This is a genomic window from Kribbella voronezhensis (assembly GCF_004365175.1).
Lineage (GTDB): Bacteria > Actinomycetota > Actinomycetes > Propionibacteriales > Kribbellaceae > Kribbella > Kribbella voronezhensis.
In genome coordinates this window covers 3,783,132-3,808,546 of the sequence record NZ_SOCE01000001.1, presented here as the reverse complement: position 1 = coordinate 3,808,546, position 25,415 = coordinate 3,783,132, and the positions used below count along the sequence as shown (strand labels likewise).

The 25,415-nt window shown below is 68.7% G+C and carries 27 protein-coding genes; 11 read left to right on the top strand and 16 right to left on the bottom strand.

Annotated elements, in window-relative coordinates:
- The first annotated feature begins 15 nt into the window (after nt 1-15).
- From EV138_RS17555 to EV138_RS17545, 3 genes are all read left to right on the top strand, one after another.
- Nucleotides 16-447, top strand: coding sequence for a protein-tyrosine phosphatase family protein (locus EV138_RS17555; protein ID WP_133979974.1), 432 nt, complete (start codon nt 16-18; stop codon nt 445-447).
- Nucleotides 448-495: 48 nt separating this feature from the next.
- A complete protein-coding gene (locus EV138_RS17550; RefSeq protein WP_133979973.1) occupies nt 496-1,119 on the top strand; it encodes a TetR/AcrR family transcriptional regulator in 624 nt (207 codons plus the stop codon).
- A gap of 182 nt (nt 1,120-1,301) precedes the next feature.
- Nucleotides 1,302-2,225: an alpha/beta hydrolase gene (locus EV138_RS17545; protein WP_133979972.1), complete on the top strand. Its 924-nt coding sequence runs from the start codon at nt 1,302-1,304 to the stop codon at nt 2,223-2,225.
- Here EV138_RS17545 and EV138_RS37655 read toward each other — a convergent pair.
- Complete coding sequence (locus tag EV138_RS37655) at nt 2,182-2,409, bottom strand: hypothetical protein (protein WP_202866748.1); 228 nt, start codon at nt 2,407-2,409, stop codon at nt 2,182-2,184. The two genes, EV138_RS17545 and EV138_RS37655, sit on opposite strands and share 44 nt — an antisense overlap.
- On the opposite strand from EV138_RS37655, the gene EV138_RS17540 reads away from it, so the two are divergent.
- On the top strand, nt 2,404-3,048 hold the full coding sequence (locus EV138_RS17540; RefSeq protein ID WP_202866747.1) for an alpha/beta fold hydrolase: 645 nt from the start codon (nt 2,404-2,406) through the stop codon (nt 3,046-3,048). The genes EV138_RS37655 and EV138_RS17540 overlap by 6 nt on opposite strands.
- Before the next feature lie 43 nt (nt 3,049-3,091).
- A complete protein-coding gene (locus EV138_RS17535) occupies nt 3,092-3,487 on the top strand; it encodes a RidA family protein (protein WP_133979971.1) in 396 nt (131 codons plus the stop codon).
- On the opposite strand, the gene EV138_RS17530 is transcribed toward EV138_RS17535, so the two are convergent.
- Nucleotides 3,484-4,788, bottom strand: coding sequence for an FAD-binding oxidoreductase (locus EV138_RS17530; RefSeq protein ID WP_133979970.1), 1,305 nt, complete (start codon nt 4,786-4,788; stop codon nt 3,484-3,486). The two genes, EV138_RS17535 and EV138_RS17530, sit on opposite strands and share 4 nt — an antisense overlap.
- 63 nt (nt 4,789-4,851) lie before the next feature.
- On the opposite strand from EV138_RS17530, the gene EV138_RS17525 reads away from it, so the two are divergent.
- Nucleotides 4,852-5,817, top strand: coding sequence for a helix-turn-helix transcriptional regulator (locus EV138_RS17525; protein WP_133979969.1), 966 nt, complete (start codon nt 4,852-4,854; stop codon nt 5,815-5,817).
- A 68-nt stretch (nt 5,818-5,885) separates the two neighbouring features.
- Here the strand turns inward: EV138_RS17525 and EV138_RS17520 are convergent, their stop codons facing one another.
- The gene (locus EV138_RS17520; protein WP_133979968.1) at nt 5,886-6,239 is read right to left on the bottom strand and encodes a DUF2218 domain-containing protein; all 354 of its coding nucleotides are present in this window, start codon (nt 6,237-6,239) and stop codon (nt 5,886-5,888) included.
- Between the two features lie 72 nt (nt 6,240-6,311).
- Between EV138_RS17520 and EV138_RS17515 the strand changes: the two genes are divergently transcribed.
- The gene (locus tag EV138_RS17515) at nt 6,312-6,872 is read left to right on the top strand and encodes a TetR/AcrR family transcriptional regulator (protein WP_133979967.1); all 561 of its coding nucleotides are present in this window, start codon (nt 6,312-6,314) and stop codon (nt 6,870-6,872) included.
- Between the two features lie 9 nt (nt 6,873-6,881).
- Here the strand turns inward: EV138_RS17515 and EV138_RS17510 are convergent, their stop codons facing one another.
- Nucleotides 6,882-7,289, bottom strand: coding sequence for a hypothetical protein (locus EV138_RS17510; protein WP_202866746.1), 408 nt, complete (start codon nt 7,287-7,289; stop codon nt 6,882-6,884).
- An 87-nt stretch (nt 7,290-7,376) separates the two neighbouring features.
- Here EV138_RS17510 and EV138_RS17505 point away from each other — a divergent pair, with 87 nt between their 5' ends.
- Nucleotides 7,377-8,048, top strand: coding sequence for a MerR family transcriptional regulator (locus EV138_RS17505; protein WP_133979966.1), 672 nt, complete (start codon nt 7,377-7,379; stop codon nt 8,046-8,048).
- Here EV138_RS17505 and EV138_RS17500 read toward each other — a convergent pair whose 3' ends face one another.
- The gene (locus EV138_RS17500; RefSeq protein ID WP_133979965.1) at nt 8,049-11,183 is read right to left on the bottom strand and encodes a replicative DNA helicase; all 3,135 of its coding nucleotides are present in this window, start codon (nt 11,181-11,183) and stop codon (nt 8,049-8,051) included.
- A 425-nt stretch (nt 11,184-11,608) separates the two neighbouring features.
- Between EV138_RS17500 and EV138_RS17495 the strand changes: the two genes are divergently transcribed.
- The gene (locus tag EV138_RS17495; RefSeq protein WP_133979964.1) at nt 11,609-12,925 is read left to right on the top strand and encodes an MATE family efflux transporter; all 1,317 of its coding nucleotides are present in this window, start codon (nt 11,609-11,611) and stop codon (nt 12,923-12,925) included.
- A gap of 21 nt (nt 12,926-12,946) precedes the next feature.
- Here the strand turns inward: EV138_RS17495 and EV138_RS17490 are convergent, their stop codons facing one another.
- A complete protein-coding gene (locus tag EV138_RS17490) occupies nt 12,947-13,939 on the bottom strand; it encodes a zinc-binding dehydrogenase (RefSeq protein ID WP_133979963.1) in 993 nt (330 codons plus the stop codon).
- Nucleotides 13,940-13,975: 36 nt separating this feature from the next.
- Nucleotides 13,976-14,320 carry a MerR family transcriptional regulator gene (locus EV138_RS17485; protein ID WP_133979962.1) on the bottom strand — a complete coding sequence of 115 codons (345 nt, stop codon included), beginning with the start codon at nt 14,318-14,320 and terminating at the stop codon, nt 13,976-13,978.
- 102 nt (nt 14,321-14,422) lie between these two features.
- On the opposite strand from EV138_RS17485, the gene EV138_RS17480 reads away from it, so the two are divergent.
- Nucleotides 14,423-15,121 carry a hypothetical protein gene (locus EV138_RS17480; RefSeq protein ID WP_133979961.1) on the top strand — a complete coding sequence of 233 codons (699 nt, stop codon included), beginning with the start codon at nt 14,423-14,425 and terminating at the stop codon, nt 15,119-15,121.
- Between the two features lie 85 nt (nt 15,122-15,206).
- Here the strand turns inward: EV138_RS17480 and EV138_RS17475 are convergent, their stop codons facing one another.
- Entirely contained in the window at nt 15,207-15,551 is a 345-nt protein-coding gene (locus tag EV138_RS17475; RefSeq protein ID WP_133979960.1) for a YrdB family protein, read from the bottom strand.
- 129 nt (nt 15,552-15,680) lie between these two features.
- Here EV138_RS17475 and EV138_RS17470 point away from each other — a divergent pair, with 129 nt between their 5' ends.
- On the top strand, nt 15,681-16,373 hold the full coding sequence (locus EV138_RS17470) for a TetR/AcrR family transcriptional regulator (protein WP_133979959.1): 693 nt from the start codon (nt 15,681-15,683) through the stop codon (nt 16,371-16,373).
- A gap of 56 nt (nt 16,374-16,429) precedes the next feature.
- Here the strand turns inward: EV138_RS17470 and EV138_RS17465 are convergent, their stop codons facing one another.
- The 8 genes from EV138_RS17465 to EV138_RS17430 are packed head-to-tail and all read right to left on the bottom strand — an operon-like array spanning nt 16,430 to nt 25,406.
- Complete coding sequence (locus EV138_RS17465) at nt 16,430-16,804, bottom strand: DUF4913 domain-containing protein (protein WP_112245189.1); 375 nt, start codon at nt 16,802-16,804, stop codon at nt 16,430-16,432.
- Nucleotides 16,794-18,647, bottom strand: coding sequence for a type IV secretory system conjugative DNA transfer family protein (locus EV138_RS17460; RefSeq protein WP_202866745.1), 1,854 nt, complete (start codon nt 18,645-18,647; stop codon nt 16,794-16,796). Before EV138_RS17460 ends, EV138_RS17465 begins: the two co-directional genes overlap by 11 nt.
- Nucleotides 18,647-20,287, bottom strand: a complete 1,641-nt coding sequence (locus EV138_RS17455; RefSeq protein ID WP_238158192.1) for a putative type IV secretion/conjugal transfer ATPase — start codon at nt 20,285-20,287, stop codon at nt 18,647-18,649. Before EV138_RS17455 ends, EV138_RS17460 begins: the two co-directional genes overlap by 1 nt.
- 16 nt (nt 20,288-20,303) lie before the next feature.
- Entirely contained in the window at nt 20,304-21,824 is a 1,521-nt protein-coding gene (locus EV138_RS17450; RefSeq protein ID WP_238158191.1) for an SCO6880 family protein, read from the bottom strand.
- On the bottom strand, nt 21,799-23,352 hold the full coding sequence (locus tag EV138_RS17445) for a TrbL/VirB6 family protein (RefSeq protein WP_133979958.1): 1,554 nt from the start codon (nt 23,350-23,352) through the stop codon (nt 21,799-21,801). Before EV138_RS17445 ends, EV138_RS17450 begins: the two co-directional genes overlap by 26 nt.
- Nucleotide 23,353: 1 nt before the next feature.
- Complete coding sequence (locus EV138_RS17440) at nt 23,354-24,229, bottom strand: TrbL/VirB6 family protein (RefSeq protein WP_133979957.1); 876 nt, start codon at nt 24,227-24,229, stop codon at nt 23,354-23,356.
- Nucleotides 24,229-25,089, bottom strand: a complete 861-nt coding sequence (locus tag EV138_RS17435) for a DUF8175 domain-containg protein (RefSeq protein ID WP_133979956.1) — start codon at nt 25,087-25,089, stop codon at nt 24,229-24,231. The genes EV138_RS17440 and EV138_RS17435 overlap by 1 nt, the downstream gene beginning before the upstream one ends.
- A gap of 47 nt (nt 25,090-25,136) precedes the next feature.
- Nucleotides 25,137-25,406 (bottom strand): TrbC/VirB2 family protein, encoded by a 270-nt coding sequence (locus tag EV138_RS17430; RefSeq protein ID WP_133979955.1) that lies wholly within the window; start codon nt 25,404-25,406, stop codon nt 25,137-25,139.
- Nucleotides 25,407-25,415: the final 9 nt, after the last annotated feature.

The following is a 25,415-nucleotide window of genomic DNA, read 5'->3' as shown; positions in this document are numbered from 1 at the left end:
AGCTACCGTGGCCCGATGACGGACGAGTGGGACCAGGCTGGGGCCGGCGTGTTGCGGCTTCCGTCGGGACGGTTGGTGCGGGGCCGAGGCCTGCGGAATCCGTTGCCCGCTGGGCAATTGCCGACGTACGGCGTCTATCTGCTGGGTGAGCATCCACCTCAGGTGGAGTGGGACTCTCGCTGGATCGTCTGGCCCGACTTCAGGTTGCCGAAGGACCGGGCCGAGGCGCGTTCCGTGCTGGCGGAGGCGCTCGACCGGGCCGGTTCGGAGCGGGTCGAGTTCGCCTGTGCCGGTGGGCGGGGGCGGACCGGGACCGCCCTGGCCTGCCTTGCGGTGCTCGACGGCGTACCGGCTTCTGAAGCGGTGGAGTTCGTCCGGGCGAACTACGATCCGAAAGCGGTCGAGACGTTCTGGCAGAAGAGGTTCGTACGCCGGTTCGCCGGCTGAGCCCGGTCGGTACGCGGTCCCGAGTGCTCCGACCTGGATACTGTCGACGTGTCTGAAGGTGAAGCCGAGCAGGAGCGCGCGGGCTACCGGCGGTCGGCCGGGTCGGCGCGGGGCGAGGCGCGGCGCCTCGAACTGCTCGAACGGGTGACCGACGACCTCGGCACCAACGGACTCGTGGACTTCTCACTTCGGCGTGCTGCCCGTGCGGCCGGTACCACGCACAAGGTGCTGCTCTACTACTTCGACGGTCCCGAAGACCTGCTCACCCAGGCGGTACTCCGGCTTCGCACCCGACGAATCGACCGAAGCATGGCCGCTGCCGCCGAGGATTCCGCGAGCCGGACGCTGGCCGGCCGGGTGCGCGCGATGTGGCCGGTGCTCGTCGGCGAGGAGGCCTGGGTACTCGACCAGGCGATCGGCCTCGCGATGTACGACTCGGCGCGCTATGCCCAACTCGCACGGGAAGCCTCGAAGCAGTACCTGCCGTCACTGCTCTCGATCCTCCCGGGCGAGTGGAGCGCGCGCCGCAAACACGAGGTCGCCGAGATGATCCTCGGCGTGCTCCGCGGCTTCCTGGTCGAATGGCGAACCAGCGGCGACGGCGACGGCATCGAGGCCGGTTTCGCCGCGCTCGACCGTGCCCTCACCCACGAAGAAGCCGCTGCCGACTGAGCCATCGGCGTACCGACCGACAGGTAGTGCACCACCTGTACGCCGTACGCCGGTGCTCAGTCGCGCCTGGACGCACTAGGTCGTGGCCGACTACCTCCTGTCCGTCGGTACGCCTCTGGACAGTTTTGCGAACCGGGTGGTTCACTTTAACCACGGTCGGGGCTGAGAGGAGCTGGTGGGGTATGTCGGAGGAGCGGGTGCGGGTGCGGTTCGGGGACGGATGTGTGGCCTGGCACTACCCGGGGACGAATGGCGGCTGCGTGATCATGACGGGCGGCTTCGCCGTGACGAAGGAGCCGGGGACCGACGTGTTCGCGCGGCGGTTCCACGCGGCCGGGTTCTCCGTGCTCGCCTTCGACTACCGGCATCTCGGCGAGAGCGCCGGCGAGCCTCGGCAGGTGGCTCGCGTCAGTGAGCAACTGGCCGACTGGCAGGCCGCGATCGAGTACGCCGGAACGCTGCCGGAGGTCGACCCGGGCGAGATCGCGATCTGGGCGTTCTCGCTCTCGGGCGGCTACATCTTCCCGCTGGCGGCGCGGAATCCACAGCTCGCGGCTGCCATCGCGCAGACGCCCAACGCCGACGGCCCGGCCGCGGCCCGGAACGCGGCCCGCCATCAGAAGCCGTCGGCCATGCTGCGGTTCACCGGTCGGGCGCTCCTCGACGCGCTCGGGAGTCTCGTCGGCAGACCGCCTCGCCTGGTGCCACTGGTGGCCGAGCCGGGAACGGTCGCGCTGCTCACCACGCCGGACTCGCAGCAGACCAACGAGGCGCTGAACCCAGGCAACAAGTACCCCGACTGGCTGCAACTCGTCGCCGCGCGGTCAGCTCTCCGAGTCACCTTCTACCGACCCGGCCGGTATGCGTCGAAGGTGAAGGTGCCGCTGCTCGTGGTCGTCGCCGACCAGGACCAGTCCGCCCTCGCAGCCCCCTCGATCGCCGCAGCTCGCCGCGCACCCCGTGCCGAGCTCGTCCGCGTCCCCGGCGGCCACTACGCCCCCTTCCTCGACCAGCACGAGCCGGTCGTCGAAGCCGAACTCGACTTCCTCCGCAAGCACGTGCTCAGCCAGCCCGCAGCGGTTTCGCGCCTTCGGCTGCAAGCGTGAACGAGATCGCGTTGTCCGCCGGGACGATCGAGTACGACGACGTCGGCTCCGGACCGACGATCGTCCTGCTGCACGGCCTGATGATGGACTCGTCGTTGTGGGACGGCACGGTCGCGGAGTTGTCGGCCGGCCACCGCTGCGTAGTACCGACTCTTCCGCTCGGTGCGCTCGGCAGGCGATGCATCCCGAGGCCGATTTGTCCCTGCCCGGGATCGCGCAGCTGGTCGCGGAGTTCCTCGAGCAGCTGGACCTCGACGACGTCACGCTGGTCGGCAACGACACCGGTGGAGCGCTCGTCCAGTTGTTGCTGCGGGCAAACACCGAACGGGTCGGCAGGATCGTCCTGGTGTCCTGCGAGGCGTTCGACAAGCTGCCGCCCGGACTCACCGGCAGGACGCTCGCACTGGTCGGCAAGCTCTCGCCGGGCATTCTCGGCCTCTTCTTGCAGCAGCTCCGGATGCGCGCGATGCGGCGGTTGCCGATCACGTTCGGCTGGCTGACCAAGCGAGGCGACGCCGCTACGGTCCGGTGGTTGAAGCCGGTACTGCGCGACGCCGCGATCCGACGAGACGTAGTACGGGTACTGCGAGCAGCCTTCGCCGACAAACGCCTTCTGCTCAAGGCCGCCGAGGCACTGCCCGGCTTCGATCGGCCGGCTCTGGTGGTGTGGGCCGCGCAGGATCGCGTGATGCCGCCCGAGCACGGTCGGCGGCTGGCGGACCTTCTTCCCCAGGGCAAGCTGATCGAGGTGGACGACAGTTACACGCTCATCCCCCTCGACCAGCCGCGCCGGCTTGCCGAAGCGATCGCCGAGTTCGCCTGAATATTCTGTTGACGGTGGCCGGGTGGTGCCGTTGGCTCGGCGCGTGACCATTGAGCGCTCCAACCCGGCCGGCCTGCACGCGACGCCCGGGTACCACCACGTGACCACGGTCGAGGCCGAACGGCTGGTGTTCCTGGCCGGGCAGTGCCCACTGGACGAGTCCGGGCAGTTGGCCGAGGGCGGGTTCGACGGGCAGACCGACCAGGTGGTGCGGAACATCCTGGTCGCTCTCGAGTCGGCCGGCGCCCGCCCGGAGGACGTCGTACGGACCGTCATCTACGTGGCCAGTCCGGATCGGGACGTCCTCGGTGCCGTGTGGGTCCGGTTGAACGACTCGCCGCTCGCACCGGCGTTCAGTACGGCGAGCACCCTGCTCGGCGTCGCCCAGCTCGGTTTCACCGGCCAACTTGTCGAGATCGACGTCACCGCTGCGCTCTAGAGCGGGTGGTTCGGCTGCAGGAGTTCGTCGGGGTCGTAGCGCGCCCGGAGCTCCCACAGGTGGGCGTAGTCTCCTTCGTCGAAGGCGGCCCGGAGGTCGGCCTCGTCGAGCGAGGCGCTGCTGAAGTTGAGCAGCCGGCCGACCACCTGATCGGCGAACGGCTCGAGGACCGCGCGATGCCGCACGCTTTGGTCCTGCTCGCCGATCGACAGCACGGTCACGGAGTACTGCGCGTCGCGGTGGCCCATCGCGTTGGCGATCTCGGGCTCCTTGGCGAGCGCCCCGCCGAGGTGCCGGATGGCGAGCACGCACTTGTTCGCGTCCGATCCGGTCCGCACGGTGTCGAGCGCCTGCGGGTCGAGCGCGCTCAGCAGGACGTTGCGCGAGCTGAAGGCGTCGGCGCGATCCGGCTCTGCGAAGATCTTGGCCGACTCGGTGTAGGGCAACTCGCCGACGGTGTCGACGACCGGCTCACCGATCTTCCGGAGCGGCCGGACCAACTCCTCACCGCCGTCGAGGATGCTGAGCTGGAGTTGGGCGACATGCTTCCCGCGCAGCGGCTCGGGGACGTGCGGGATGTCGAGGAACCTCAGTACTGCGACCGCCGAGGTGACGTTGTCGGGGACGGTCTCGGTCCACTCGCGCCAGGCTTCGAGCGCCCCCGGGTTCGCCGAGAGGTCGTAGTACAGGCTGCCGCCGTAGAGCGTTGTCACCTCGAACAGGTCGATCTGGAGCCGGGTAACGATGCCGAAATTGCCGATGCCGCCGCGAAGCGCCCAGAACAGATCGGGGTCGTCCTCGGCGTTCCGGAGTACGCCGTCGGGGGTGACGAGCTCGATCCGGCGGACGTGGTCGGCGGCGTACCCGTACTGCCTCGCCATCAGGCCGAGGCCGCCGCCGAGGATGTACGGAACGGCACCGAGAGTGGGGAAGCTGCCGGACAGCGGGGCGAGCCCGTGGGGTGCGGCGGCTTCGATGACCTGCTTCCAGGTCGCGCCGGCCTCGATCCACGCCGTCTTGGTGTCCGGATCGACGACGACGTCGTTCAGGCGGTCCGTGGTGATCAGGACGCCTCCGTCGAGCGGGTTGAGGTGACCGTGGCCCTTGGCTTTGACCGCCACCTTGAGGCCGTTCTCCCGCGCGAAGTGCACGGCCGACTGGACGTCCTTCGCGCTGGCAGCGCCCACGACGTACGCCGGGCGATGCGGATCGAGGCGCTGGAATCCCAGCCGGGCCTCGTCATATCCGTCCGTGTCGGGGGTCCAGACCGGACCGTCGAGGTTGGTGAGTTCGGTAGTCATACGAACGACGCTAGACGGCCTTCCGGACTCATCTTGTCCTAAAGATCTGCCAGTCTTGGATCTGTGAGCGCGAGAAAGGATCTCCCCGGACGGCTGCTCCGGCTGCTGGCTCTATTGCAGAGCCGGCGCGAGTGGTCCGGCGCCGAGCTGGCCGAGCGCCTCGGCGTCACCGACCGGACCGTACGGCGTGACGTCGACCGACTCCGCGCGCTCGACTACCCGGTCACCGGTACGACGGGGACCGCCGGCGGCTACCGGCTTGCTTCGGGGAAGAACGTGCCACCCCTGCTGCTGGACGAGGACGAGGCCGTCGCCGTGGCGATCGGACTCGCGGGCGCCGCGGCGGGTGGCGTAGCGGGGATCGAGGAGAGCTCGATGAGCGCGCTCGCCAAGCTGGAGCAGGTGCTGCCGGCGCGGTTGCGTCCACGGGTGGCCGCGGTGAGCGCGACCGAGGTGATGGTGCGCGACGGTCTTCCCCAGGTGGATCCCGGGCTGCTCGCCGTCCTGGCCGCTTGTTGCCGGGATCTCGAGATCGTTGCCTTCGGCTACTCGACCCGGCGGCGGGAGCCGTCGCGACGGCGGGTCGAGCCGCATCGGCTGGTGACGTTGCGCGGCCGCTGGTACCTGCTCGCGTACGACCCGGATCGCGCCGACTGGCGGACCTTCCGGGTGGACCGGATCTCCGACGTCGCCCCGACCCGGCATCACTTCGAAGCACGTGAGCTCCCGGCCGCGGACGCGGCGTCGTACCTGGCCGAGTCCTTCGCGACCGCCTCCTACCGGCACTCGGTCCGGATCTCTGTCGAGCTACCGGCATCGGTCGTGCGGTCGGCGTTCTTCGGCCTGATCCCGGGCCAGCTCACGCCGACGACCGAGGATGCTTGCGTACTACGGATCTCCGCCGACTCGCCTTCGCTCCTGATCCAGTACGTCGCGGGCGTCGCCGCCCTCGGCGCGCCCTACACTCTCGAGCCGTCGGCAGACCTCGCCGATCTCATCAAGACCGTCGGCCGCCAACTGCAGAACTGACTGCTGTCGCCTCGGCGAACCTGCGGATCGCGGCGGTCTTCTTGGGTCGCCTCTTCGAGGAACCCGTCTCATCGGTGGTGTCCGTGACCTCGATGATCGCCGGCTTCTGATGGTGCTGCTGCGATGAAGTCGGGGCTCCAGCGGACGGCGAGTCCGTCCCGTCGGCCGAGTTGTTCGAGTCGTTCGGTGAGGCGGCGCTGGAGTCCGCCGAGCTCCTCGGGGGCTGCCGCCTCGGCGTACAGGATCAGGCTGTCGGCTGTCGCTCGCAGGCGGCAGGTCGCTCCGCCGAAGTCGACCAGCAGGCTGCCGTCGGGGTCGGAGCGTGCCTGGATTCCACCCGGCTGATGGGCCAGGTGCTTGGCGAACTGGTCCAGATAGCGGTCCGCCCGCCCGGTCGTCACGAGACCCTCCGCAGTCGTCATCGACAGCTCCTTTTTGCAATACAGAGTGTCTTACTACCCGACGATCTGTCTACTACGAGTAGAGTCGTCGCCGTGCCGAAGCTGTGGAACGACACGATCGAAGCGCATCGCAACGCGGTGCGTGCTGCGACCCTGGACGCGGCCGCGGACCTGGTCGCCGAGCACGGGCCGGCCGCGGTGACGATGTCGCAGATCGCCAAGGCGACCGGGATCGGCCGCGCGACGCTGTACAAGTACTTCCCCGACGTCGACACGATCCTCACCGCCTGGCACGAGCGCCAGGTCCGATCCCACCTGGACGAGCTCACGCAGGTCCGCGACCGCGCCGACCCCTCTGAGCGACTGGACGCAGTACTGACGGCGTACGCCGTGCTGTCGTACCAACACCCGCGATTCGAACTGGCCGACTCTCTGCACCGAGCCGCTCACGTGAGCCAGGCACGGCAGCACCTGCACACCTTGATACGCGAGTTGCTCGTCGAGGCGGGGTCAACCGGCGACCTGCGCACCGACGTACCCGCCACGGAGCTCGCGACCTACTGTCTTCATGCTCTTGGCGCCGCCAATGCCCTGCCGTCGAAGGCCGCCGTTCACCGCCTGGTCGCAGTCACGTTGAGCGGCCTTCGGCGCTGACCACCTCGGTCAGGCGGTGAGGAGGCCGATGCCGAGGGTGATGACGCCGGCCGCGAGGCTGGCCGCGCCGACGGCGAGGATCCAGATGAACTGGTTCGGCTTGGTCCGGTCCTTGCCCGCCGACGAGGCGAAGAAGCCGCCGGACATCAGGATCGCCGCGATCGGGACGCCGAGCCGGCCGACCCAGAGAAAGAATCCGTCGAGGCTGGTCGAGTCGACGTACAGCAGGCCGACCAGGCTGAGGATCACCAGTACGCCGGCATGCCCGTGACCGGCCCGCGCGAACGACTTCTGGAACTCGGTCATCGGCACGTCACCGCGCACGATCTTGGTCATGAACCAGCCACCGAACTCGATGGTGGCGATGGTCAGCAGGATGACGCCCGCGATCATGCGGGAGGGGTCGCTCAGTGTCACGGTGACGCTCCTCAGCTTTGGATAGTCGCACTATCCGTTTATGGATACTGATACTATCCATCACAAGCGAGCGAGAGGCAAGTGATTATGCGGATCGCAGAGTTGAGCCGGATCTCCGGAGTGCCGGTGCCGACGATCAAGTACTACCTGCGCGAGAACCTGCTGCCCCCAGGCGAGCTGACCAGCCCGAACCAGGCGAGCTACGGGGACCTCCACGTACGCCGGTTGCGGCTCGTGCGCGCTCTGGTGGACCTGGCCGGCGTACCAGTCGCCCAGGTGAAGGAGGTGTTGGACGGCTTGGACTCGGACACGTTGTCCCTGCACGACCAGATCGGCCGCGCCCACCGGGCGATCACCGCCCGACGCCAACTCGCATCGCACCCACCGGAAGCCGCCACCGACGCGGCGACCGCTCAGGTCGAGGCCTTGATCGACTCACGCGGCTGGAAGGTCGCCCCCGACGCCCCGGCGCTCACCACGTTGATCGAGACGATCGCCGTCATGCGCTCCCTCGACCAGGACCACCTCGTCGGCCTGCTGGAGACCTACGCCGACGCCGTCGAGAAGTTCACCACTCTCGAACTCGCGGCCGTCACGTCCCGCCCCGACCGCGCCACCCCCGACCAGATCGCCGAAAGCGTCATCATCGGCACCATCCTCGGCGAAACCCTCATCTCCACCCTCCGCCTCCTGTCCCAGGAATCCACCTCGGCCCACCGCTGGACCCAACCCCCTGGCACAGGCACAACCACCCCTTGATCAGCCGTCGTGCGCCATGTCCACAAACCGCGAGTAATGCCCTTGGAACGCCACGACCACATCCGCCGTAGGCCCGTTCCGGTGCTTGGCAACAATGAAGTCAGCTTCACCCGGCCGAGTGGACTCCCGCTCATAGGCGTCCTCACGGTGAAGCAGAATGACAACGTCGGCATCCTGTTCCAGCGAGTTGTGGGTGGCGATGCCTTCGGCAACGAAGTTGTGGGTGCCCAGGACGGTGGCGTCGTAGACCTCTTGGTCGCCGAGGCTTTCGACTGAGGTGATCGTGTCCCAGAAGATGTCGTTGGTGGCGAGGACCTCGAGGTCGGCGTTGTCGAGAACATCGGCGACCTTCGCCAGTCGCTGCCGACTGGGCGCGTGCTTCCACAGCGTGGAGCCGGAGAACTGAGTGCCCCTCGCGGCGGCGAACTCGCGATGCGACACCTTGCGCTCGCTCAGCACCTGGCGAACCTGGGACCACACTTCCTTGGGAATCGTGTCGAGGTTCGTGTTGGCGCGCACATCGCGAAGCGCGGTTGCGACCTCGACGACCTTGAGGCCGCGGTCCCCGTGAACGCCGATCTCGTCGCAGAAGCGGAGTTGGTTCTCTACGCCGTAGATGTACAGGTGGTAGGAATCGCGATAGCCGGCCTTCTTCGCCACCTTGATCCGGCTGAAGATGTTGTAGCGGAGCAGGAGACGGGCCAGGTCGTCGACGAGGCGGCGGCTGGTGGAGGTGTAGTAGATCCTGCCCTGCTTGACCTTGGCGTCCCAGCGGACTGAGCCGTCGGTGGACCAGAGGTGGCGGATGAAGGCGCCGACCTGCTCCTTGGGAAGACCGAAGACGCCGGCCGGGATGAACTTCTCGTGGCTGCGGAGTCCGAAGAGGCCGAGGTCGTCCAGCCACGCGGCGATCGGGTTCCGCTTGCCACGGGCCAGCCGGTACGGCGCGGGTAGGCGCAGCGTGGTGACCCGGGCAGCGGCGTACTCGTCGCGGATCGGCGTGATGCCGAAGCGTCGCTGGGCCGCGGACCCCACCGCCGCGACGTTCGCCTCGTCGATGCTGGCGTAGCGGATCGGCTGCCGCTTGACGAACGACCCGTCGCCCAGCAGGTGAGCCAGCAGGGTGACCTCGTCGTCGTCCCACGGCTTGAGGTCGAGCGGCGGCGGCACATGCCGAAGTGAGCCCAGGCGCGTGCCCGGAACCAGGTCGCCGAGCGGCTTCCACCCGTCGTACGTCAGGAAGGGGTGGTTCGCTGTCGCCTTGATCTCGCGGCCGGAGGCGAGCTTGAGCCGGAAGACCTCCTTGACCCCGCTCGGGAAGACGTGCGTCATCGTGCGCGGCACCAGCTTCAACCGATCGTCCAGCGACCAGACGGGAATGTCCCGCGCACCGGCGGCGAGCAGTTCGCCCAGGCTGATCTCTGCCCCGGTGTCGGCCCGCATCAGCCTGGTGTCGGCGGTCAGGCAACCCGACTCGCGGAGGTCGGAGGCCATGGGGCGTTTGTCGGAGCGTTGTTCGGAGCCTCGGTTGAGCTGGCAGATGGCGATGACGGGGACTTCGAGTTCCTTGGCGAGGAGTTTGATGGAGCGGGAGAACTCGGAGACCTCGAGCTGGCGGGACTCGACCTTCTTGCCCGATGTCATCAGCTGGAGGTAGTCGATCACGATCAGCTTCAGGTCGTGCCGCTGCTTGAGCCGGCGGGCCTTGGCGCGGATCTCCATCATCGTGAGGTTCGGCGAGTCGTCGATGAACAGCGGGGCCTCGGAGACCTCGCCCATCTTGCGGGCCAGCCGGGCCCAGTCCTCGTCGGTCATCTTGCCGTTGCGCATGTGGTGCAGCGGCACCTTCGCCTCGGCGGACAGCAGCCGCATGGTGATCTCGTTGCGGCTCATCTCCAGCGAGAAGATGCACGAGGTCAGCCCGTGCTTGATCGACGCCGACCGGGCAAAGTCCAGCCCGAGCGTCGAGTTGTGAGTGGGGATCATCGACTTGCCGGCCAGATACAGGTGGTCGGCGTTGTCGACCTCCACGCAGCGCACCGGCACGCTCGCGACCGGCACGACCCGCTCCAGCCGGCGGTCGGCGTCGCCGATGACGCCGGTCGACACCCCGTGCCCGACGACCTCGCGTGGCGCGGACCGCGGAACCAGCGGGGTCAGCCCGGAGTCGGCCGACATCGCGCTGTGCAGGTCGAGCGTCGTGCACACGACGGACTGGCCGCCGTCCTCGACCACCCACTGGTGGTTGCCGTCAGCAACCAACGCGGTCCCGTCGGAGAAGGTGAGCTCGAAACAGGGCCGGTCGTCCAGCACCTCGGTGGCGGCGACCACCCGGGTCGGCCGGCCGTCGGCGTCGATCAGCTCGTCGCCGACCGCGACCTCGCCCATCGTGGTCCAGCCGGTCGGCGTCGGCAGCGGGGTGTCGAGCGCGAGCGCCTTCCCCATCGCCGGACGGGCCGCGACGATGATCATCTGGCCCGGGTGCAGGCCGTTGGTCAGCTCGTCGAGATCGGTGAAGCCGGTCGGTACGCCGACCATCGCGTCACCGCGGGAGTCGATCGCCTCGATCTCGTCGAGGGCGCCCTCCATGATGTCCTTCAGGGGCGCGTAGTCCTCGGTGGTCCGCTTCTCGGTGACCGAGTAGATCTCGGCCTGCGCCTGGTCGACGACGTCGTCGACCTCACCCTCGCCGGCGTACCCGATCTGGACGATCTTGGTGCCGGCCTCGACCAGCCGGCGCAGGATCGCCTTCTCCCGGACGATGTGCGCGTAGTACCCCGCATTCGCCGCCAGCGGGACCGAGGCGACCAGGGTGTGCACGTACGGCGCGCCGCCGATCCGGGTCATCTCGCCGCGCTTGGTCAGCTCGGCCGCGACGGTGATCGCGTCGGCCGGCTCGCCGCGGGCATACAGGTCGGTGATCGCGTCGAAGACGATCTCGTGCGCCGGCCGGTAGAAGTCCGTTCCGCGCAGGGTCTCGATGACGTCCGCGATGGCGTCCTTGCTGAGCATCATCGCGCCGAGCACACACTGCTCGGCGGCCAGGTCCTGCGGTGGGGTCCGGTCGAAACCCAGCTGGGGGTCGCGCTCTTCGTTCCCGCCGCCAGGCCCCCCGCGGAACTCCGCAACGCTCACTCGTCCGACCTCCTCGTCCGCCACCCGAACCACATCGCACCCGCACGCGCCCACCGCACACCTGCGATCCGGCCCGTTCGAACAACTGATCGAATCGTAATCAGCCGCACCGACAATTTCACCGACAGCATCCGCAGGCGTTCTCACCCCGAGACTGCGGCCGGACGGCGTCAGTCCCGCGACCGTACGCCCGACACCCCGAACCCTGGTAGCCAGCCGTCCACAGGGGGTGTGGACAAGCCGTGCATAACCCGCCGATCAGGTGTGCACAGGTTGGGCATATCCCTGTGGATATCTGCGCACAGAGATCCACAACCCTGCTCTGACCTGCGGTTTTCCCCACCCACAACTGTGGAGAAGAAAAAGATTCGATACCCACAGGTCCGCTGCTCTGTGCACAGCCACCGCCAGGCACAATGATCCCCATGCCCCTTACCTGGAAGACCCAGGACCGGGAGATCCTCCGGCTGGCCGTGCCGGCGTTCTTCGCGCTGGTGTCCGAACCCCTGATGCTGTTGGCCGATTCGGCGATCGTGGGACACCTCGGTACGCCGCAGCTGGCGGCACTCGGAGTCGCCGGAACGATCCTGCAGACGCTGGTCGGGATCTGCGTCTTCCTGGCGTACGGGACGACCTCAGCGGTGGCCAGACGCATCGGTGCGGGCGACCACAAGGGAGCACTCGCGCAGGGCATCGACGGACTCTGGCTGGCCCTGCTGCTGGGCGTCGTACTGGCTGTTGCCGGGCTGCTGTTTGCTCCGCTCGCCATAGCTGGGTTCCACCCCTCGCCGGACGTGGCGGACTACGCAGTGACCTACCTGCGGATCTCCTGTCTCGGCATCCCGTCCATGCTCTTGCTGCTAGCGGCTACCGGCGTACTGCGCGGTCTGCAGGACACCAAGACGCCCATGGTGGTCGCTGTCTCGGCCAACCTCGCCAACATCGCGTTGAACTTCCTGCTCGTCTACGGCCTCGACTTGAACATCGCAGGCTCAGCACTCGGTACGGCGATCGCCCAGACAGCCGCCGGAGCAGCACTAGTCGTCGTGGTGGTCCGCGGCGCTCGGAGAGACGGCGCCAAGCTCCGCCCGGATCGCCCGGGAATCCTCGCTTCCGCACACGCCGGAGTACCGCTCGTAGTACGGACGCTCACGCTGCGCGTAGCCATCGTGCTCACCACCTTCGTAGCCACCTCACTCGGTACTACGTCGGTCGCAGCGCACCAGGTCGCCTTCACACTGTGGTCGTTCCTTGCGCTTGCGCTCGATGCGATCGCCATCGCTGCTCAAGCCCTGACCGGCCGCTCACTGGGCGCCGGGGACGTCGTCGGCACCCGGGCGATCACCCGCCGGATGATGTGGTGGGGGCTGGCGTCGGGAGTGGTGGGCGGCCTGGCTCTGTGGGGACTGCGCGACCTCTACGTGCCGCTGTTCACCAAGGACCCCGAGGTGCGCCACACGCTGGCCGCGATCCTGCTGGTTGCCGCAATCTGGCAGCCGGTCAACGGGGTGGTGTTCGTGCTGGACGGCGTACTGATCGGTGCCGGCGACGGTCCCTATCTGGCGGTGGCAGGGATCATCGCGCTGCTCCTGTTCGCGCCGCTCGCGCTGAGCGTGCAGTGGTTCGACCGTGGCATCGTCGCGCTGTGGTGGGCGTTCGGTGGGTACATGCTGCTGCGGTTCCTCACGCTGACGCTCCGAGAACGCCGGGACGGCTGGCTGGTCACCGGCGCCGTCCGCTGACCACCGCGCCTCAGTGAGCAGCTAGCGCCAGGGATCGAGCGCGTGTTTGCCAGTGGTCCGGCCAGCTTCGAGCTCACGCAGTACGGCCGGTCCGTCGGCCAGTGCATGAAGCTGCGACCGGCCTGGTGGATAGACGCCCTGGGCAACGAGTTCCTGTAGCTCTGTGATCATGGACCGATAGACAGTCGGCACAGCGGCGGCGAACGCGCCGATGTGCAGCCCTTTGAGCTGCACCGGACTGGTGAAGACCAGGTCGTGAGTAGTCACAGCAGCGTCGCCGGACGAAGCGCCGTACACGACGACGCGTCCGGTGATCGGTTTGGCGGCGGACATGCTGGCCGCGAAGGTAGTGCGTCCGACCGATTCCAGGACCAGGTCGACGCCACCAGTGAGGCGGGCGACCTCGGCTGCGAGGTCGGAGCATGCACTGTCCACCACCTCGTCGGCGCCGAGCGCTCTTACGGTGTCGTGCTTCGCCAACGCAGCTGTGGCAATCACGCGGGCGCCGTAGTGGCGAGCGAGGCGCACAGCAGCCTGCCCCACGCCTCCAGCCGCAGCGTGAATGAGGACCGTCTCCCCCGGCTCCAGACCGCCCAGAGGCTTCAACGCCGCCAACGCAGTCGCCCAGTTCAACACCAGCCCGAGAGCCTCGGCATCGCTCCACCCCGTCGGTACCGGAAGCACCTCGGCCGCCTGCATGACGACGTACTCCGAGAAGGCTCCCGTGCCCGCTCCGATGACATGTGTGCCGACCGGCAACGCACTGGGCACCTCTGGACCGATCCCGACGATCTCCCCCGCAGCCTCGAAGCCTGCTGCGTACGGCGGCTTCGGCCCTCCGCCGTAGCGCCCATACGTCTGCATGACGTCGGCGAAGTTGACCCCGGCGGCTCCCACTCGCACGAGGTACTCCCCAGCGCCTGGTGAGGGTCGGCGTACGTCGGTCAGGATCAGGTCGTCAGGTCCCCGGTGCGACCGCTGGACCAGCGCCCGCATCGTCTCGTTGCTCTCCATGCAGCGGAACGTAGAACTCTCACACAGGCGTCAAGGTCAAGCGATGCGGCCGACTTCGCGCAGGTACTCGTCCAGCGCCGCCTGCTGTGCAGTGAGTACGGCGACTCGGCGTGCGAGCCGATCGCGGTACTGCTCGACCTCGTCCACGAACTCGGAGCAGACCGAGCCGGCGCCGAGGTGGGGCAGCAACTCTCGCACCAGCCGGACCGGAAGCCCGGACTCGAGCAGCGAGCGGATCACGGCGACCCTGTCGATGGTCGACTGGCAGTAGTCGCGGTAGCCGTTGCTGAACCGGCCGGGGACGATCAGGCCCTCGTCCTCGTAGTACCGCAGGGACCTCGCGCTCACACCGCTGGCCTTGGCGGCCGCGCCGATCTTCATACCCGGCTCCAACAGCGGCTCCGGGCGCGATCTTCCCCGGATGCCTGCTGTTCAGCTGACCTGTCCGTGCGGCATCGTGGAGCCCTGAACGGAAGGAGCGGCATGGCCGACACGGACGACGAGCAGAGCGTCGGGCTGGACCCGGCGTACGCCAAGGGTGAGGACGAGGGCGCACCCGGCGCGGAAGCCGCCGGCGAGGATCGTCGTGCCAAGGAGTGGGAGGCCGGTGCCGACCTGGCGCAGGCGGAGGGCGCCGGCCTGGACGAGGAAGCCGACGAGGACGAGGCGCGGCGGCATCGCGAGGACGCCGAGCAGGACGCCCGGGACGAGCGCGAACGGCTCGACAGCCGGCGGCGGCTCGACGTGAACCGGGCGGAGGCCGAGGTGGCGGAGGCGTTGCGGCTGGCGCATGTGGACGAGCGCGGGCGCGACAACTTCCGTTCGCACGCGGACTCGGAGCGCCGGCTTGCCAGGCAGGACTTCGGTCGCGCGGCCGGGTTGGAATCAGGTGCTGCCGGGCGGGATGACCCTGCCGCCGAGGCGGACCGTGCCGAGGCGGGGCGAGCGCGGGTTTCGGGGTCGATCGAGAACGCCCGGGCGAACCGCGACGACGCCACGGCCGACACCTACAGCGCCGACGCCCGCGAACACCGCCGCGAGGCCGACGTTCGAAGGCTCGAGCAACCGCCCGCCGCGGAGGCCGTCCGCAACCCGCCGCAGCGAACGCCGCGCGCCCGCAAGAACCTCAGAAGCCGCAAACCCAAAACCAAGGAACTCCGAGACTTCGGCCTCGGCGAGTAACACGCCGAGCCGCCTGCAACACCCGCCCGTACGCCGGGCGCCCCGCACGCGGGGGCCGGCGTGCGGGGCGGGTGCAGCTGCGCGCTCAGGCGGTGATGTGGCCGACGCGGATGATCAGGAGGTTGGCGGCTACGACGAGGACGAAGACGGTGCCGAGGAGCCAGTGGTCCAAGCTCCACAGGGCCAGGCCGGCCAGGCCGAAGAAGGCGATCTTGACGATCGTGGTGACGACCGGGCTGCCGTAGTTCGCCGTCGGTGCGGCGAAGAGGCCCCAGACGACCGCGGCCAGCACCGGCAGCCCGATCGCGAGCAGCAGCTTGATCGGCGTACTGCCGCCGGTCCGCCAGCCCCACCACGCGAAGATCCCGAGCCCGGCCAGCTCGACCGCGAACGCCAGTCCCAGGTTGCTCCAGCGCCAGATCTCCTGCATCGTCCCCACTCCTCACATTTGTGAGAGCACCGCTCTCTCTTGCTTCCAGTATTGGCGATCAGCCAGCAGAAAGCAAGAGCAGTGCTCTCTCAAGTTGCCACTGCTCCACCGACCGGTGATGATCAGCAGATGACGACGCCGAGACAGCGCGCGCATCAGCAGACGATGACCGACATCCTCCGGATCGCGCACCAGCAGCTCCGCACCGAGGGCTCGGCCGGTCTCTCGCTGCGCGCGATCGCCCGCGAACTCGGCCTGGTCTCGTCAGCCATTTACCGGTACGTGCCGAGCCGCGACGAGTTGCTCACCCTGCTGATCGAGGAGTCGTACAACGCGTTCGGTGACGCGGTGGAGGCTGCCGAGGCTCGCTGCCACCGCGGCGACCTGGGCCGACGCTGGCTGACCATCGGACGCGCCGTACGCCGGTGGGCCGTCGCCAATCCGGCAGAGTGGGCCCTGCTCTACGGCAGCCCGGTCCCCGGGTACCACGCGCCTCCTGAACGGACCACTGCCGCCGGGAGCAGGGTTCCCCTCCTCCTGCTCGGGCTGCTCGCAGACGCCGAGCTGGAGCCGTCTCAGGACGACCCACCGATGACGGCTGCTCTCCGGCGTGAGCTGGACCGGCTGAGGCCCTCACTGCCCGGCGAGCTCCAGCCGGAGATCTTGGCGCGCGGTCTGCTGGCCTTCTCGTCGCTCTGCGGCCTGGTGAGCCTGGAGCTGTTCGGACAGTTCACCAACACCGTCACCCAGTTCCCGGCCCACCTCGACCATCAACTCACCCGCCTCGGCAAATCCCTCGGCCTACCAGCACCCAGCGCCTAGGGAGGAGCGGCGACACCCGCCGCCAGCTCCTCGGTCATCACCCCGCACCGCTAATCTCAGACGCCGCGCAGGTTCGGCTGGCGCTGGTCGAAGAAGAGGCCGGCCGGTGGCTCCTGCACCGGCAGCGGCGGGATCGGGTAGTCACTGTGCGAACCACGGCAGGCCGCGAACGGCCCGTCCGGGTCGAGCAACGCCATCATGTGCGGGTCGGCATGGTCACGCCACCACACCGACATCCCGGTCGCCGGGTCGAGCCGGAGGTGCTCCCATGCCCGCCAGATCGAGTCCAGCCGGCTCAGCGCCTCCGCGTGCCGGTACCACTCGGGGCACCAGACGAACTGCTGCCCGATGCGCCGGCAGTACAGGTAGACCAGCCGGTCCTCGACGAACGCGGCGACGTGGGGGTAGAAGAGCTCGCCTTCACCATCCACGGCGTTGCTCCTCGGTCTGCTCCCAGACCGGTGCCGGCGGTCCGCTCGGAGCGACCGGCGCAGTGGGCTGGTTGCGGCCGGCGGCGATCCACGCGCCCGCGCCGCCCTGGGTGATGGCAGGAGCCGACGCACCCGGGTCGTGGTGCGCGAACGAGGCCTTCACCGCCGCCGCGTACGGGCCGGCCATCCACGGGACCGTCTTGATCATCGTGGCCGGGATCCCGGACGGGAACACGACCGCGCGCCCGGGCGGCATCGAGGCGAGGTCGGAGACCTCCATGATGTGGTGCCGCTGGGTCTGCTTGCTGGTACCGCGTTCACCCTTGTTGTACGACACCGAGTTCGACGTGATGTCGTAGTCGCCGATCAGCTTGCTCAGGCGCTCGAGGAAGTTCGCGTCGGACACACCACCGCCGTACACGCGGATGTTCGCCGCGGACCAGAGCTTCTCCATGCCGCGCTCGCCCCAGCACTCGACCCCCTGGGCCCAGGACTGCAGGATCGTCATCAGCACGATGCCGCGCGAGCCGAAGTGGCTGTAGAGGTCCGGCAGGTCCTTCCAGCGGCAGACGTTCGCTGCCTCGTCCAGTACGCCGACCAGCGGACTCGGCATCCGGCCGCCCGCACAGGTCTTCGCGTAGTCCTCGGCGGCTTCGACCACGGCCACCGTCAACGCGGTGACCAGCGGGCCCGCAGTACCGGCGCCTTCCTTGGACAGGCTGTACAGCGTGCCGCCTTCGCGGACGAACTGGTACGGGTTGAACTGCGGCCGGTTGTCGTTCGGTCCGTTCGGGATGACCCAGCGGGTCACCTTGCGGTTGATCAGGAACTGCGCGCTCTGCTGGGCGGTTCCGTAGATGCCGCCGCGCTGCTTGTCCGGTGCGCTGATCACACCGGCGAGTGCGTCCGCGGACAGCTGCAGCCCAGGCGTGGATCGCAGGATGCGCTCCGGCTCGTCGTTGCGGGGATCCGCCAGCCAGCTGTAGATCTGGGTGATCGGGCGCTTGGCCACTGCCGCGGCCAGCAGCAGACCGGCCAGCAGATCGGTGCCGGCGGCATCGAAGAAGGCGTCCGTGCGGGCCGACTCGGACCGCTGCGACGCGACGAAGTGCTCGGCCAACTGGCGTGCCTTCGTCTCGTCGGTGATGTAGCTGAGCGGGTTCCACCACCAGGCGGGTTCCTCGCCGCAGACCTCCTGCGGGTCGAACACCCAGACCGGCCCCTTGGCCGCGCGCGGATCGCGGGTGGCGTCGACGATGTCCCGCTTGTTGGAGGTGGCGATCACCGAGCCCGGCGCCTCCAGGATCGCCGGCACCGCGCGCGACGTGGTCTTACCGGTCCGAGGGCCCCAGACGTCGACGTGCATGTCTTCCCAGGAACCGAACACCTCGAGGTTGTCGCGGACCGTGCGGCCGATCATGACGCCCGGACCCGCATGCCCGGCGCCGAGCCGGTTGGCGATCTCCTGAGCCCCCTCGCGGGTGAGCTTGTAGATCTCCGTGCGCTTCGACATCAACTGGGCGGACCGGTCCACCCGGGAGCCGGGCCTGCCCATCCGTACGGCGAGGTAGTACCCACCACCGCCGAGCACGGCGAGCAGGACGATCTCCAGCAGCAGGACACCGGTCGCGGCGCCCGACCACTCCAGGGTGCCGTCGATCAGGTCGGTGATCGCGCCGACCGGGTTCCCGCCGACGTCGCGGGTGTTGTTGATCGCGGCGGCGATCTTCAGCGACGACCAGATCCCACCGACCACGATCACGAACAGGCCGATCCCGACGAACACCAGGATCGACTCGACCGACAACCCGGCCGGACCGGTGGACTTCTTGCCCTGGGCCACTATTCCTCAACTCCAGCCTTCGCGACGATCCGGGTGGCAGGGTCGGGCGGTGGGGCCAGCCGGGTGCTCGGGTCGGGCGGCGGCAGCATGGTCGGGTCGTCGAAGGTGTACTCCTCGACGACCTCCTCGGTCCCGTCGTCGCCGATCTCCACCTTCAGCGGCCGGCCGTCCGCGCCGGTCTTCCACAGCTTGTTCGTGTCGTTGATCTCGCGCTCGACCGAGGTCAGCGCGACATGCACCGGGATGCCCGGGCGGCCACCGACCTTGACCAGGAAGTTCCCTCGTCCGGGTGGCGCCGCCTCCTCACCGGTGGCCGGGTCCCAGGCCGGCGGGTCCTGCCAGCCGATGAGCATGTTCTGCTCCTCACCCGACAGCGGTACGACGGCGGTCAGGTTCTCCATCTCGGCGCGCGGCAGCCCGCCGCAGATCACCATGCCGGAGCGCTCGACGAAACCCTTCGCCTTCATCCGGTCCTCGGGGTGCTCCAGCGCGAGCAGGTCGGACATGGTGTGCGAGATCATCGCCATCCCGACACCGCGCTGCCTGTTCAGACGGGTCAGCGCGTCGACCCGGTCAACCAGGCCGCGGCCTGCGCGCAGTACCCGCCACAGCTCGTCCAGGATGACGAAGTAGTGCCGCCGTGGCTCCAGCCCGGCATCGGCCAGCGCCTGCGAGACAGCGACAGCACCGAAGCCGTACGACCAGCAGGCCAGCAGCACCGCGGCCTGCAGGCTCGTCTCGGAGTCGTCGATGTTGGAGACGTCGAACACGACCGGCCGGTCCATCGCCATCGGGTGGTCGGTCTGCTCGGAGAAGATCTCACCGAGCCGGCCACCGCCGACCAGACCGATCAGGGAGGCTTCGAGGCCTTCCGTGATCTGCCGGTAGCGCTCCATGCTGCCGCGGTCGAGGGCGACGTCGCGGACCCGGTCCGGGGCCTCCTGGACCACCTTGAGGAGGTCCCGCAGTACGGGGGTGCCGTCGTGGCGTTCGTCGAGGACCTTCAGGGCCTCGTCGATGATGGTCTCTTCGCGGTCGGTGGGTGGCGCCGAGCGCATGATCGAGATCAGCGCGGACACCATGGTGGAACGGCGGCCGTGCGCGTCCGCCTGGATCGCTTGCCGAGCACTGCCGGTCAGCCGCAACGCGGCCTTGCGGGACTCGCCGGGGTCGAGCACGTTCAGGTGGCCACGGCCGCGGCCGAGCTGGATCACCTGACCGCCCAGCGCCTCGATGAGGTCCTTGTAGTCCGGCTTCAGGTCGCCGAGCACGAGCGGCATCACGCCGTACCCGGCCAGTCCGAGGGCCATCCGCCGGATGATCGTCGACTTGCCCAGACCGGGCTTGCCGAGCACGAAGACCGACGGGTTGGAGATCAGCTTGGCGCGCATGAACCAGCTGATCGGGTCGCAGCACATGGTCGCGCCGGAGAGGATGTTGCGGCCGATCGGTACGCCGACCATCGGGCTGCCGGTGCCGGCCGCGAACGGCCACATCCCGCAGACCTGCACCGTCGTACCGCGCCACTCGGCCGGGGCCTGCAGGTAGGTCGAGTAGCCGCCGGCCATACCGGGCCAGCCGCGCGGCATCGGGCGTTTGCCGCCCCGCATCGGGTCGACCGGCTTCTTCTTCTTGCTCACAGGGCCTCCCGCTGGCTCATAGGGCTTCCCGGATGCCGGCCGGAACCGACAGGTGGCTCTGCAGGACGACGCCGAGCGGCAGCGCCGCGACGAAGGCGGAGTCCTGCGATCCGTACGCCGGCCGGAGCAGCACCCGGGCGGTGGCACCGAGGTTGTCGATCGCGGCGATCATGTCGGGCAGTTGCTCGGCGGACATCACCGTGCCGGTGACGACCATGCCGAAGTTCACCAGACCGGCTCCGCGCGCTTCTTCCATCGCAGTACGGTCAGCGGCCCTTGCTTCGGCCAGCGAGCGGGCCGACGGGCGGGCCGAGGCGGTCGCGCGGAACGAGGCGTTGCGCTTGTCCGCCTCCACCATGCGCGCCGACGTGGCCGCGTCCAGCGGCCGGTACAGCAGCGTGACGCGCTTGCGGTCGATGTCCGGATGCGGGGCAACCAACTGCGACAGCACGGACGAGAACACCTCACCGCGCGGTGCCTGCGTCATCTGCCACGTCACGGACCACGCACTGTCGTGCCGGTACTTGTCCCAGAACGACTGCGCACCGGCCGGACCGACATCGGTCCACTGCAGCTCCGGCGACATGCCCTGACTACGAGCCTCGTCGATCAGTACTGCGGCGGCCGGGTCGTACGCGATCCGGACCGTCTCACAGAGCTCCTGCGCGGTCACCGGCCGGGCAGCACCGGCGCCGGTCGAGTTCAGGCTCTGGGTGAGAGCGGGCAGCCGGGACGCGAGCTCGCGGCCCATGTCCTCTTCCTTGCGGCGCTTGCCCTGCCGGTCCGTGCCCTTGAACGTCAACGCGACCCGGGCGGACACCAGCGCGGACCCCTCCGGGTACGTCTGGATCACCTCGGCCAGCATCGCCCGCGCGATCGCCGGCGTACCGTCCTGGGTGTTGTGGGTGACCTCGCGGCGCAACCGGATCCCGGTGTCAGGTGCGCTCTCCACCGTCACCGAGGCGGCGACGACGCCCGGCTCGTGACCGAGCGACGCGAGCCACTGGCCCCAGTGCGCGACCCAGTTGTCGACCTGGTCCTCGTCGACCAGCGAGGCGCCGTCCGGCTCCGCGTTGATGACGACGGTGAAGTGCCGGGTGCTCGGGTAGAAGAGCAGGGCGAACGGGCGGCCGTAGGAGTCCTGGTACTCGCTCAACTGGGATGCGGCCGCGAGTCCGGGGAGCTGGAACTTGCCCCACGGCGTACGGCCGAGCGGACCGGAACGGTAGATGTTGTGCTTGGCCATCTTTGCTCGCTGCCATCCAATTCGGGTCGAGAGTCTCTGCAGGCTGGACTGGCCGTGCTTGTCCTTCGTCATCAGCATCAGCAGGGTGATCCCGACGATCGTCATCGAGATCACCGCGCCGAGCAGTCCGCCGGCCATGGTGGCGATGAGCGTCACCACCAGGCCGCCCATCATGATCATGGTGCCGAGCGTGCCCAGGCCCGCGATGCCCGCCGACGCCGGCTGGCGCCAGTTGCCGTAGGTCCTGGGCGTGCTCCGCACGCTGTCAGCCGCTGCCACTTGGTCCCTCATCCATTCCGTCTATTTCCTTGCCGACGTCCTCGGTGAACTCCTTGGCCGTGTCGATGCCCTTCTTGACCGCTGCCGCGGCCGCGACGACAGCGATCCCGACCGGTCCGGCTGCTGCTCCCGCACCGGCCGCGGCACCGCCTGCTGCCGCACCACCACCGGCCGCCGCGCCACCACCTGCCGCGGCGCCACCGCCGGCCGCGCCACCAGCCGCGCCGCCTGCTCCGGCTCCGGCACCGGCACCGGCACCACCGCCCGCGCCACCACCGGCACCTCCACCAGCACCGCCGCCGGCGCCTCCTCCGCCGCCACCGCCAGAACCACCGCTACCGCCAGAGCCACCGCTACCGCCGCCACCGCCACCTCGGCCACCCCCGCCGCCGCTCGGTGAATCGGAACCGCGTGGACTGGAGGTCGGTTGTGGCGAGGGCCCGGGATTCTCCGAGCCGGTGGGACCGTCACTCTCGCTCTGGCCCTTGGTGGAGTCCTGGACCTTTTCGCCGATCTTGTCCGCACCGAGGAGCTTGGCGGCCATCATGCCCGCCCCGGCCGACCCGGCCGTCGCCGAGACCATCGGAGCGATGAACCGCATCAAGGCCGGCAGGGCGAACAGGGCGAGCACCAGCATCGTGATGCCGGTGACCATGTTCATGATCTTGTCGCCGTCGGTCTGGCCGGCGAACGCCAGCGGACCGGTCTTCGGCTTGTTCTTCTCGAAGTTGGCCGAGGTGAGCTTGATCGCCGTCGCATAGATCAGGGCCGCCACGGGTTTGTAGAGGATGAAGGCGACCAGCCAGGAGATGATGCGCTTGAACCAGCCCTTGCCCATCTCGGTGTTCGTCGCCGAGGCCGCGATCGGCAGCACCCCGATGAGCAGGATGAGCATCGCGTAGCGGACCACCATCAAGACGACCTGGATCAGCGAGGCGAGCAACGCGATGATGGCGATGGCGATCATCAACCCGACGCCGAGCGTGCCGGTCGGGGCGCTCAATCCCAGCAGCACCAGCATCGCCCGGCCGAAGCCGGCCGCGTTGGCGTCGTGCCGGTTGCAGACGAAGCCCTGCGCGTTCTCCGCCAGCGAGGTCGACACGATGCACTCGGAGAACTTGTCGCCGACCGTGATCAGCACCTGCGCGACGCTGACCGCCATCGTCGAGGCGACCGCCAGCGTGAGCAGCGACCGGAGCAGCTCACGGGCCGACTCACCACGCTGGGACCAGGCCATCTGGCAACCGGCCACGATCACCCCGATGGTGGCCGCGAAGACCGCGATCCACGCGGTGTGCTGCCAGATCCAGTCGATCGCGAAGTCCGGCTTACCGGTACTGGAGTTCCCGATCGACGGCGTGTCGACGTACACCCAGAACGTTCCGATGGTGGCCATCACGCTGCCGACGGCCTTGGCCAGCGCGTCGAAAATCGGATCGAAGATCACTTTGATCAGCCCATCGATTGCGAAGGAGACGGTGCCCAGGATCATGTTCTTGATGCACTCGACCCAGCCGTCGTCGCAGAACATCGCGATCATGTCAGCCTCCCGTCCGCGGCGAGACGAAGCGCAGGATGGCCGGCAGCGCCACGATGGCGAGCAGCATCATGGTGACGCCCGTGATGACCTTCAGAGTGGAGTCCGGGCCGCCCTTGGGCTCGCCGATCAGGAAGATCGCGGTCGCGTAGATGAGGGCGGCCACCGGTTTGTAGATGATGAAGCCGGCCAGCCAGCCGACGGCCCGTTTGAACCACATCATCCCGGCCTCGGTATTGGTGGCCGCCGCCGTCAGTGGCAGCACGCCGACCAGCAGCACGAGCATCCCGTACCGGATCACCATCAGCCCCAGTTGGACCAGGGCGGAGATCACCATCAGGATGCCGATCACGATCACCAGCATCAACCCGACCCCGCTGTCCTTGAGCGGGTTCGTCATCTTCTCGGTCAGCTTCTCGTCGAAGTTCGACTCGCCGATCGACTGCTGGATGATCCAGCGGGAGAAGACGTCGGACACGGTGATCAAGGTGGAGGCGAAAGCGACGCCGGCGCCGGAGACGACGACCATGGTCAGCAGGCTCTTCATGATGTCCCGCAGCGGCTCGCCGCGCTGCGAGACGGCCATCCGGACGCCGCCGATGATGACCGAGATGGTCGCCGCGAAGACCAGGATCCAGAAGGTGTACGCCTGCACGAACAGGATCGCGCTGTTGTTGCCGATGCCCGGGGTCTTGATGTCGACCCAGAGCGTGCCGACCGCTTTCAGTACGGCGACGACGGCGTCCACGATGAGCTTCTTCAAAGTGTCGAAGAGGAAGCCGAACAGGCCGCCGATGGCCGCCTGGATCGCGTCACCGAGGTACTTGCGGGCGCAGTCGTCCCAGTTCCAGGGCGCCAGCGAACAACCGAGGACGAGCATCAGCTGCCTCCGAACCGGACGTAGCCGTCCAGCGATCCGAGAATGTCCGGCGCGACCTCACCGTTGAAACTGCCGTCCGGCTGCAGGACCACCTTCCAGTCGCCGCCCTGCCAGACCAGGGTGATCGGCAACGAGGCGACGCTGCGGTAGTCGACCTGCACCGCGAGCGCGACGATGGCGCGGTTGGGCAGGTAGTCGACGACCTTGAACCCGGTGAACTGGGACGGATCGCCGGCGTCGTGCGACGGCGACGGGGAGGACCTGTTCTCGTTGAGCGCCCTGGTCCGGCCGGCGCCCGGCGCGATCCGGTGCTGCAGGACCGATGTGGTCAGGTCGGGATTGCGGATCTGGCCGAGCGTCACCATCGCGGCGAGCACCGCGCCGGTCGGCGAATGGGCGAAGCAGTACCGCAGGCCGTTCGCGTCGGTGCTCGCCGGACCGCCCTGTGCCTGCAGCGGGATCAGCATGTCCGTCTCGAACTGCCAGGAGACCGCGGGCGGCGCCGACCGGGGGATGCGCTGGTCCGGGTTCTTCGCCTTGCAGCCGCCGGCGGCGTTGTTCACCGGCGGCGGGGTGACCACCGGCGTACTGGTCGGGTCGTCCCCGGGCGTCGCCGGCGGCTCGGTCGGCTCGTCGCTCGGCAGGTCCGTCGGCTCGGTGAGGCCCGGCGAAGGGCTCTGCCCGGCGCCGGGCTGATCGTCGCCACCGGTCCGGCCCAGCACGAGGAAGACGATCACACACACGACCACTGCCCCGATGACGATCGCCGAAGCGACGAAGCCGCGGTTCTCCCACGGAGAGGTGGATTCGCCCGCGTCGTCGTCCTCGCCGTCGCCGGACCGGCCGCTGAACAGTCCCACGACCGATCAGCCGGCCGGTACGCCGGCCGGGGCGGTGGCCGGAGTGGTCATTTCAGCAGCGCCCCGACCAGCGCCGACGCCGAACCGATCACGATGCAGGCCGCGAGCACCCAGCCGAGCCGGGCGGCGTGCTCGCCACCCTCGCCGCGACGCTGGCCGATGGCCATCATGGCGCCGGCGATGATGACACCGAGAACACAGATGGAGAAGGCGATCCAGGTCACCCAGCCGACCACCGTCTTGATTCCGCCGGAGGCCTCGGTCGGCGGCTCGACGCCGACCAGGGGGGCAAGAAGCGGAACGAATTTTGCGAACATCAGAATGGA

What these genes read in the sequence shown, in the direction of transcription:
- EV138_RS17555 (WP_133979974.1), top strand. Translation starts at nt 16, where the DNA reads ATGACGGACGAGTGGGACCAGGCTGGGGCCGGCGTGTTGCGGCTTCCG.
- EV138_RS17545 (WP_133979972.1), top strand. Translation starts at nt 1,302, where the DNA reads ATGTCGGAGGAGCGGGTGCGGGTGCGGTTCGGGGACGGATGTGTGGCC.
- EV138_RS17540 (WP_202866747.1), top strand. Translation starts at nt 2,404, where the DNA reads ATGCATCCCGAGGCCGATTTGTCCCTGCCCGGGATCGCGCAGCTGGTC.
- EV138_RS37655 (WP_202866748.1), bottom strand. Translation starts at nt 2,409, where the DNA reads ATGCATCGCCTGCCGAGCGCACCGAGCGGAAGAGTCGGTACTACGCAG.
- EV138_RS17530 (WP_133979970.1), bottom strand. Translation starts at nt 4,788, where the DNA reads ATGACTACCGAACTCACCAACCTCGACGGTCCGGTCTGGACCCCCGAC.
- EV138_RS17520 (WP_133979968.1), bottom strand. Translation starts at nt 6,239, where the DNA reads ATGACGACTGCGGAGGGTCTCGTGACGACCGGGCGGGCGGACCGCTAT.
- EV138_RS17505 (WP_133979966.1), top strand. Translation starts at nt 7,377, where the DNA reads ATGCGGATCGCAGAGTTGAGCCGGATCTCCGGAGTGCCGGTGCCGACG.
- EV138_RS17495 (WP_133979964.1), top strand. Translation starts at nt 11,609, where the DNA reads ATGCCCCTTACCTGGAAGACCCAGGACCGGGAGATCCTCCGGCTGGCC.
- EV138_RS17490 (WP_133979963.1), bottom strand. Translation starts at nt 13,939, where the DNA reads ATGGAGAGCAACGAGACGATGCGGGCGCTGGTCCAGCGGTCGCACCGG.
- EV138_RS17485 (WP_133979962.1), bottom strand. Translation starts at nt 14,320, where the DNA reads ATGAAGATCGGCGCGGCCGCCAAGGCCAGCGGTGTGAGCGCGAGGTCC.
- EV138_RS17480 (WP_133979961.1), top strand. Translation starts at nt 14,423, where the DNA reads ATGGCCGACACGGACGACGAGCAGAGCGTCGGGCTGGACCCGGCGTAC.
- EV138_RS17475 (WP_133979960.1), bottom strand. Translation starts at nt 15,551, where the DNA reads ATGCAGGAGATCTGGCGCTGGAGCAACCTGGGACTGGCGTTCGCGGTC.
- EV138_RS17470 (WP_133979959.1), top strand. Translation starts at nt 15,681, where the DNA reads ATGACGACGCCGAGACAGCGCGCGCATCAGCAGACGATGACCGACATC.
- EV138_RS17450 (WP_238158191.1), bottom strand. Translation starts at nt 21,824, where the DNA reads ATGAGGGACCAAGTGGCAGCGGCTGACAGCGTGCGGAGCACGCCCAGG.
- EV138_RS17445 (WP_133979958.1), bottom strand. Translation starts at nt 23,352, where the DNA reads ATGATCGCGATGTTCTGCGACGACGGCTGGGTCGAGTGCATCAAGAAC.
- EV138_RS17440 (WP_133979957.1), bottom strand. Translation starts at nt 24,229, where the DNA reads ATGCTCGTCCTCGGTTGTTCGCTGGCGCCCTGGAACTGGGACGACTGC.
- EV138_RS17430 (WP_133979955.1), bottom strand. Translation starts at nt 25,406, where the DNA reads ATGTTCGCAAAATTCGTTCCGCTTCTTGCCCCCCTGGTCGGCGTCGAG.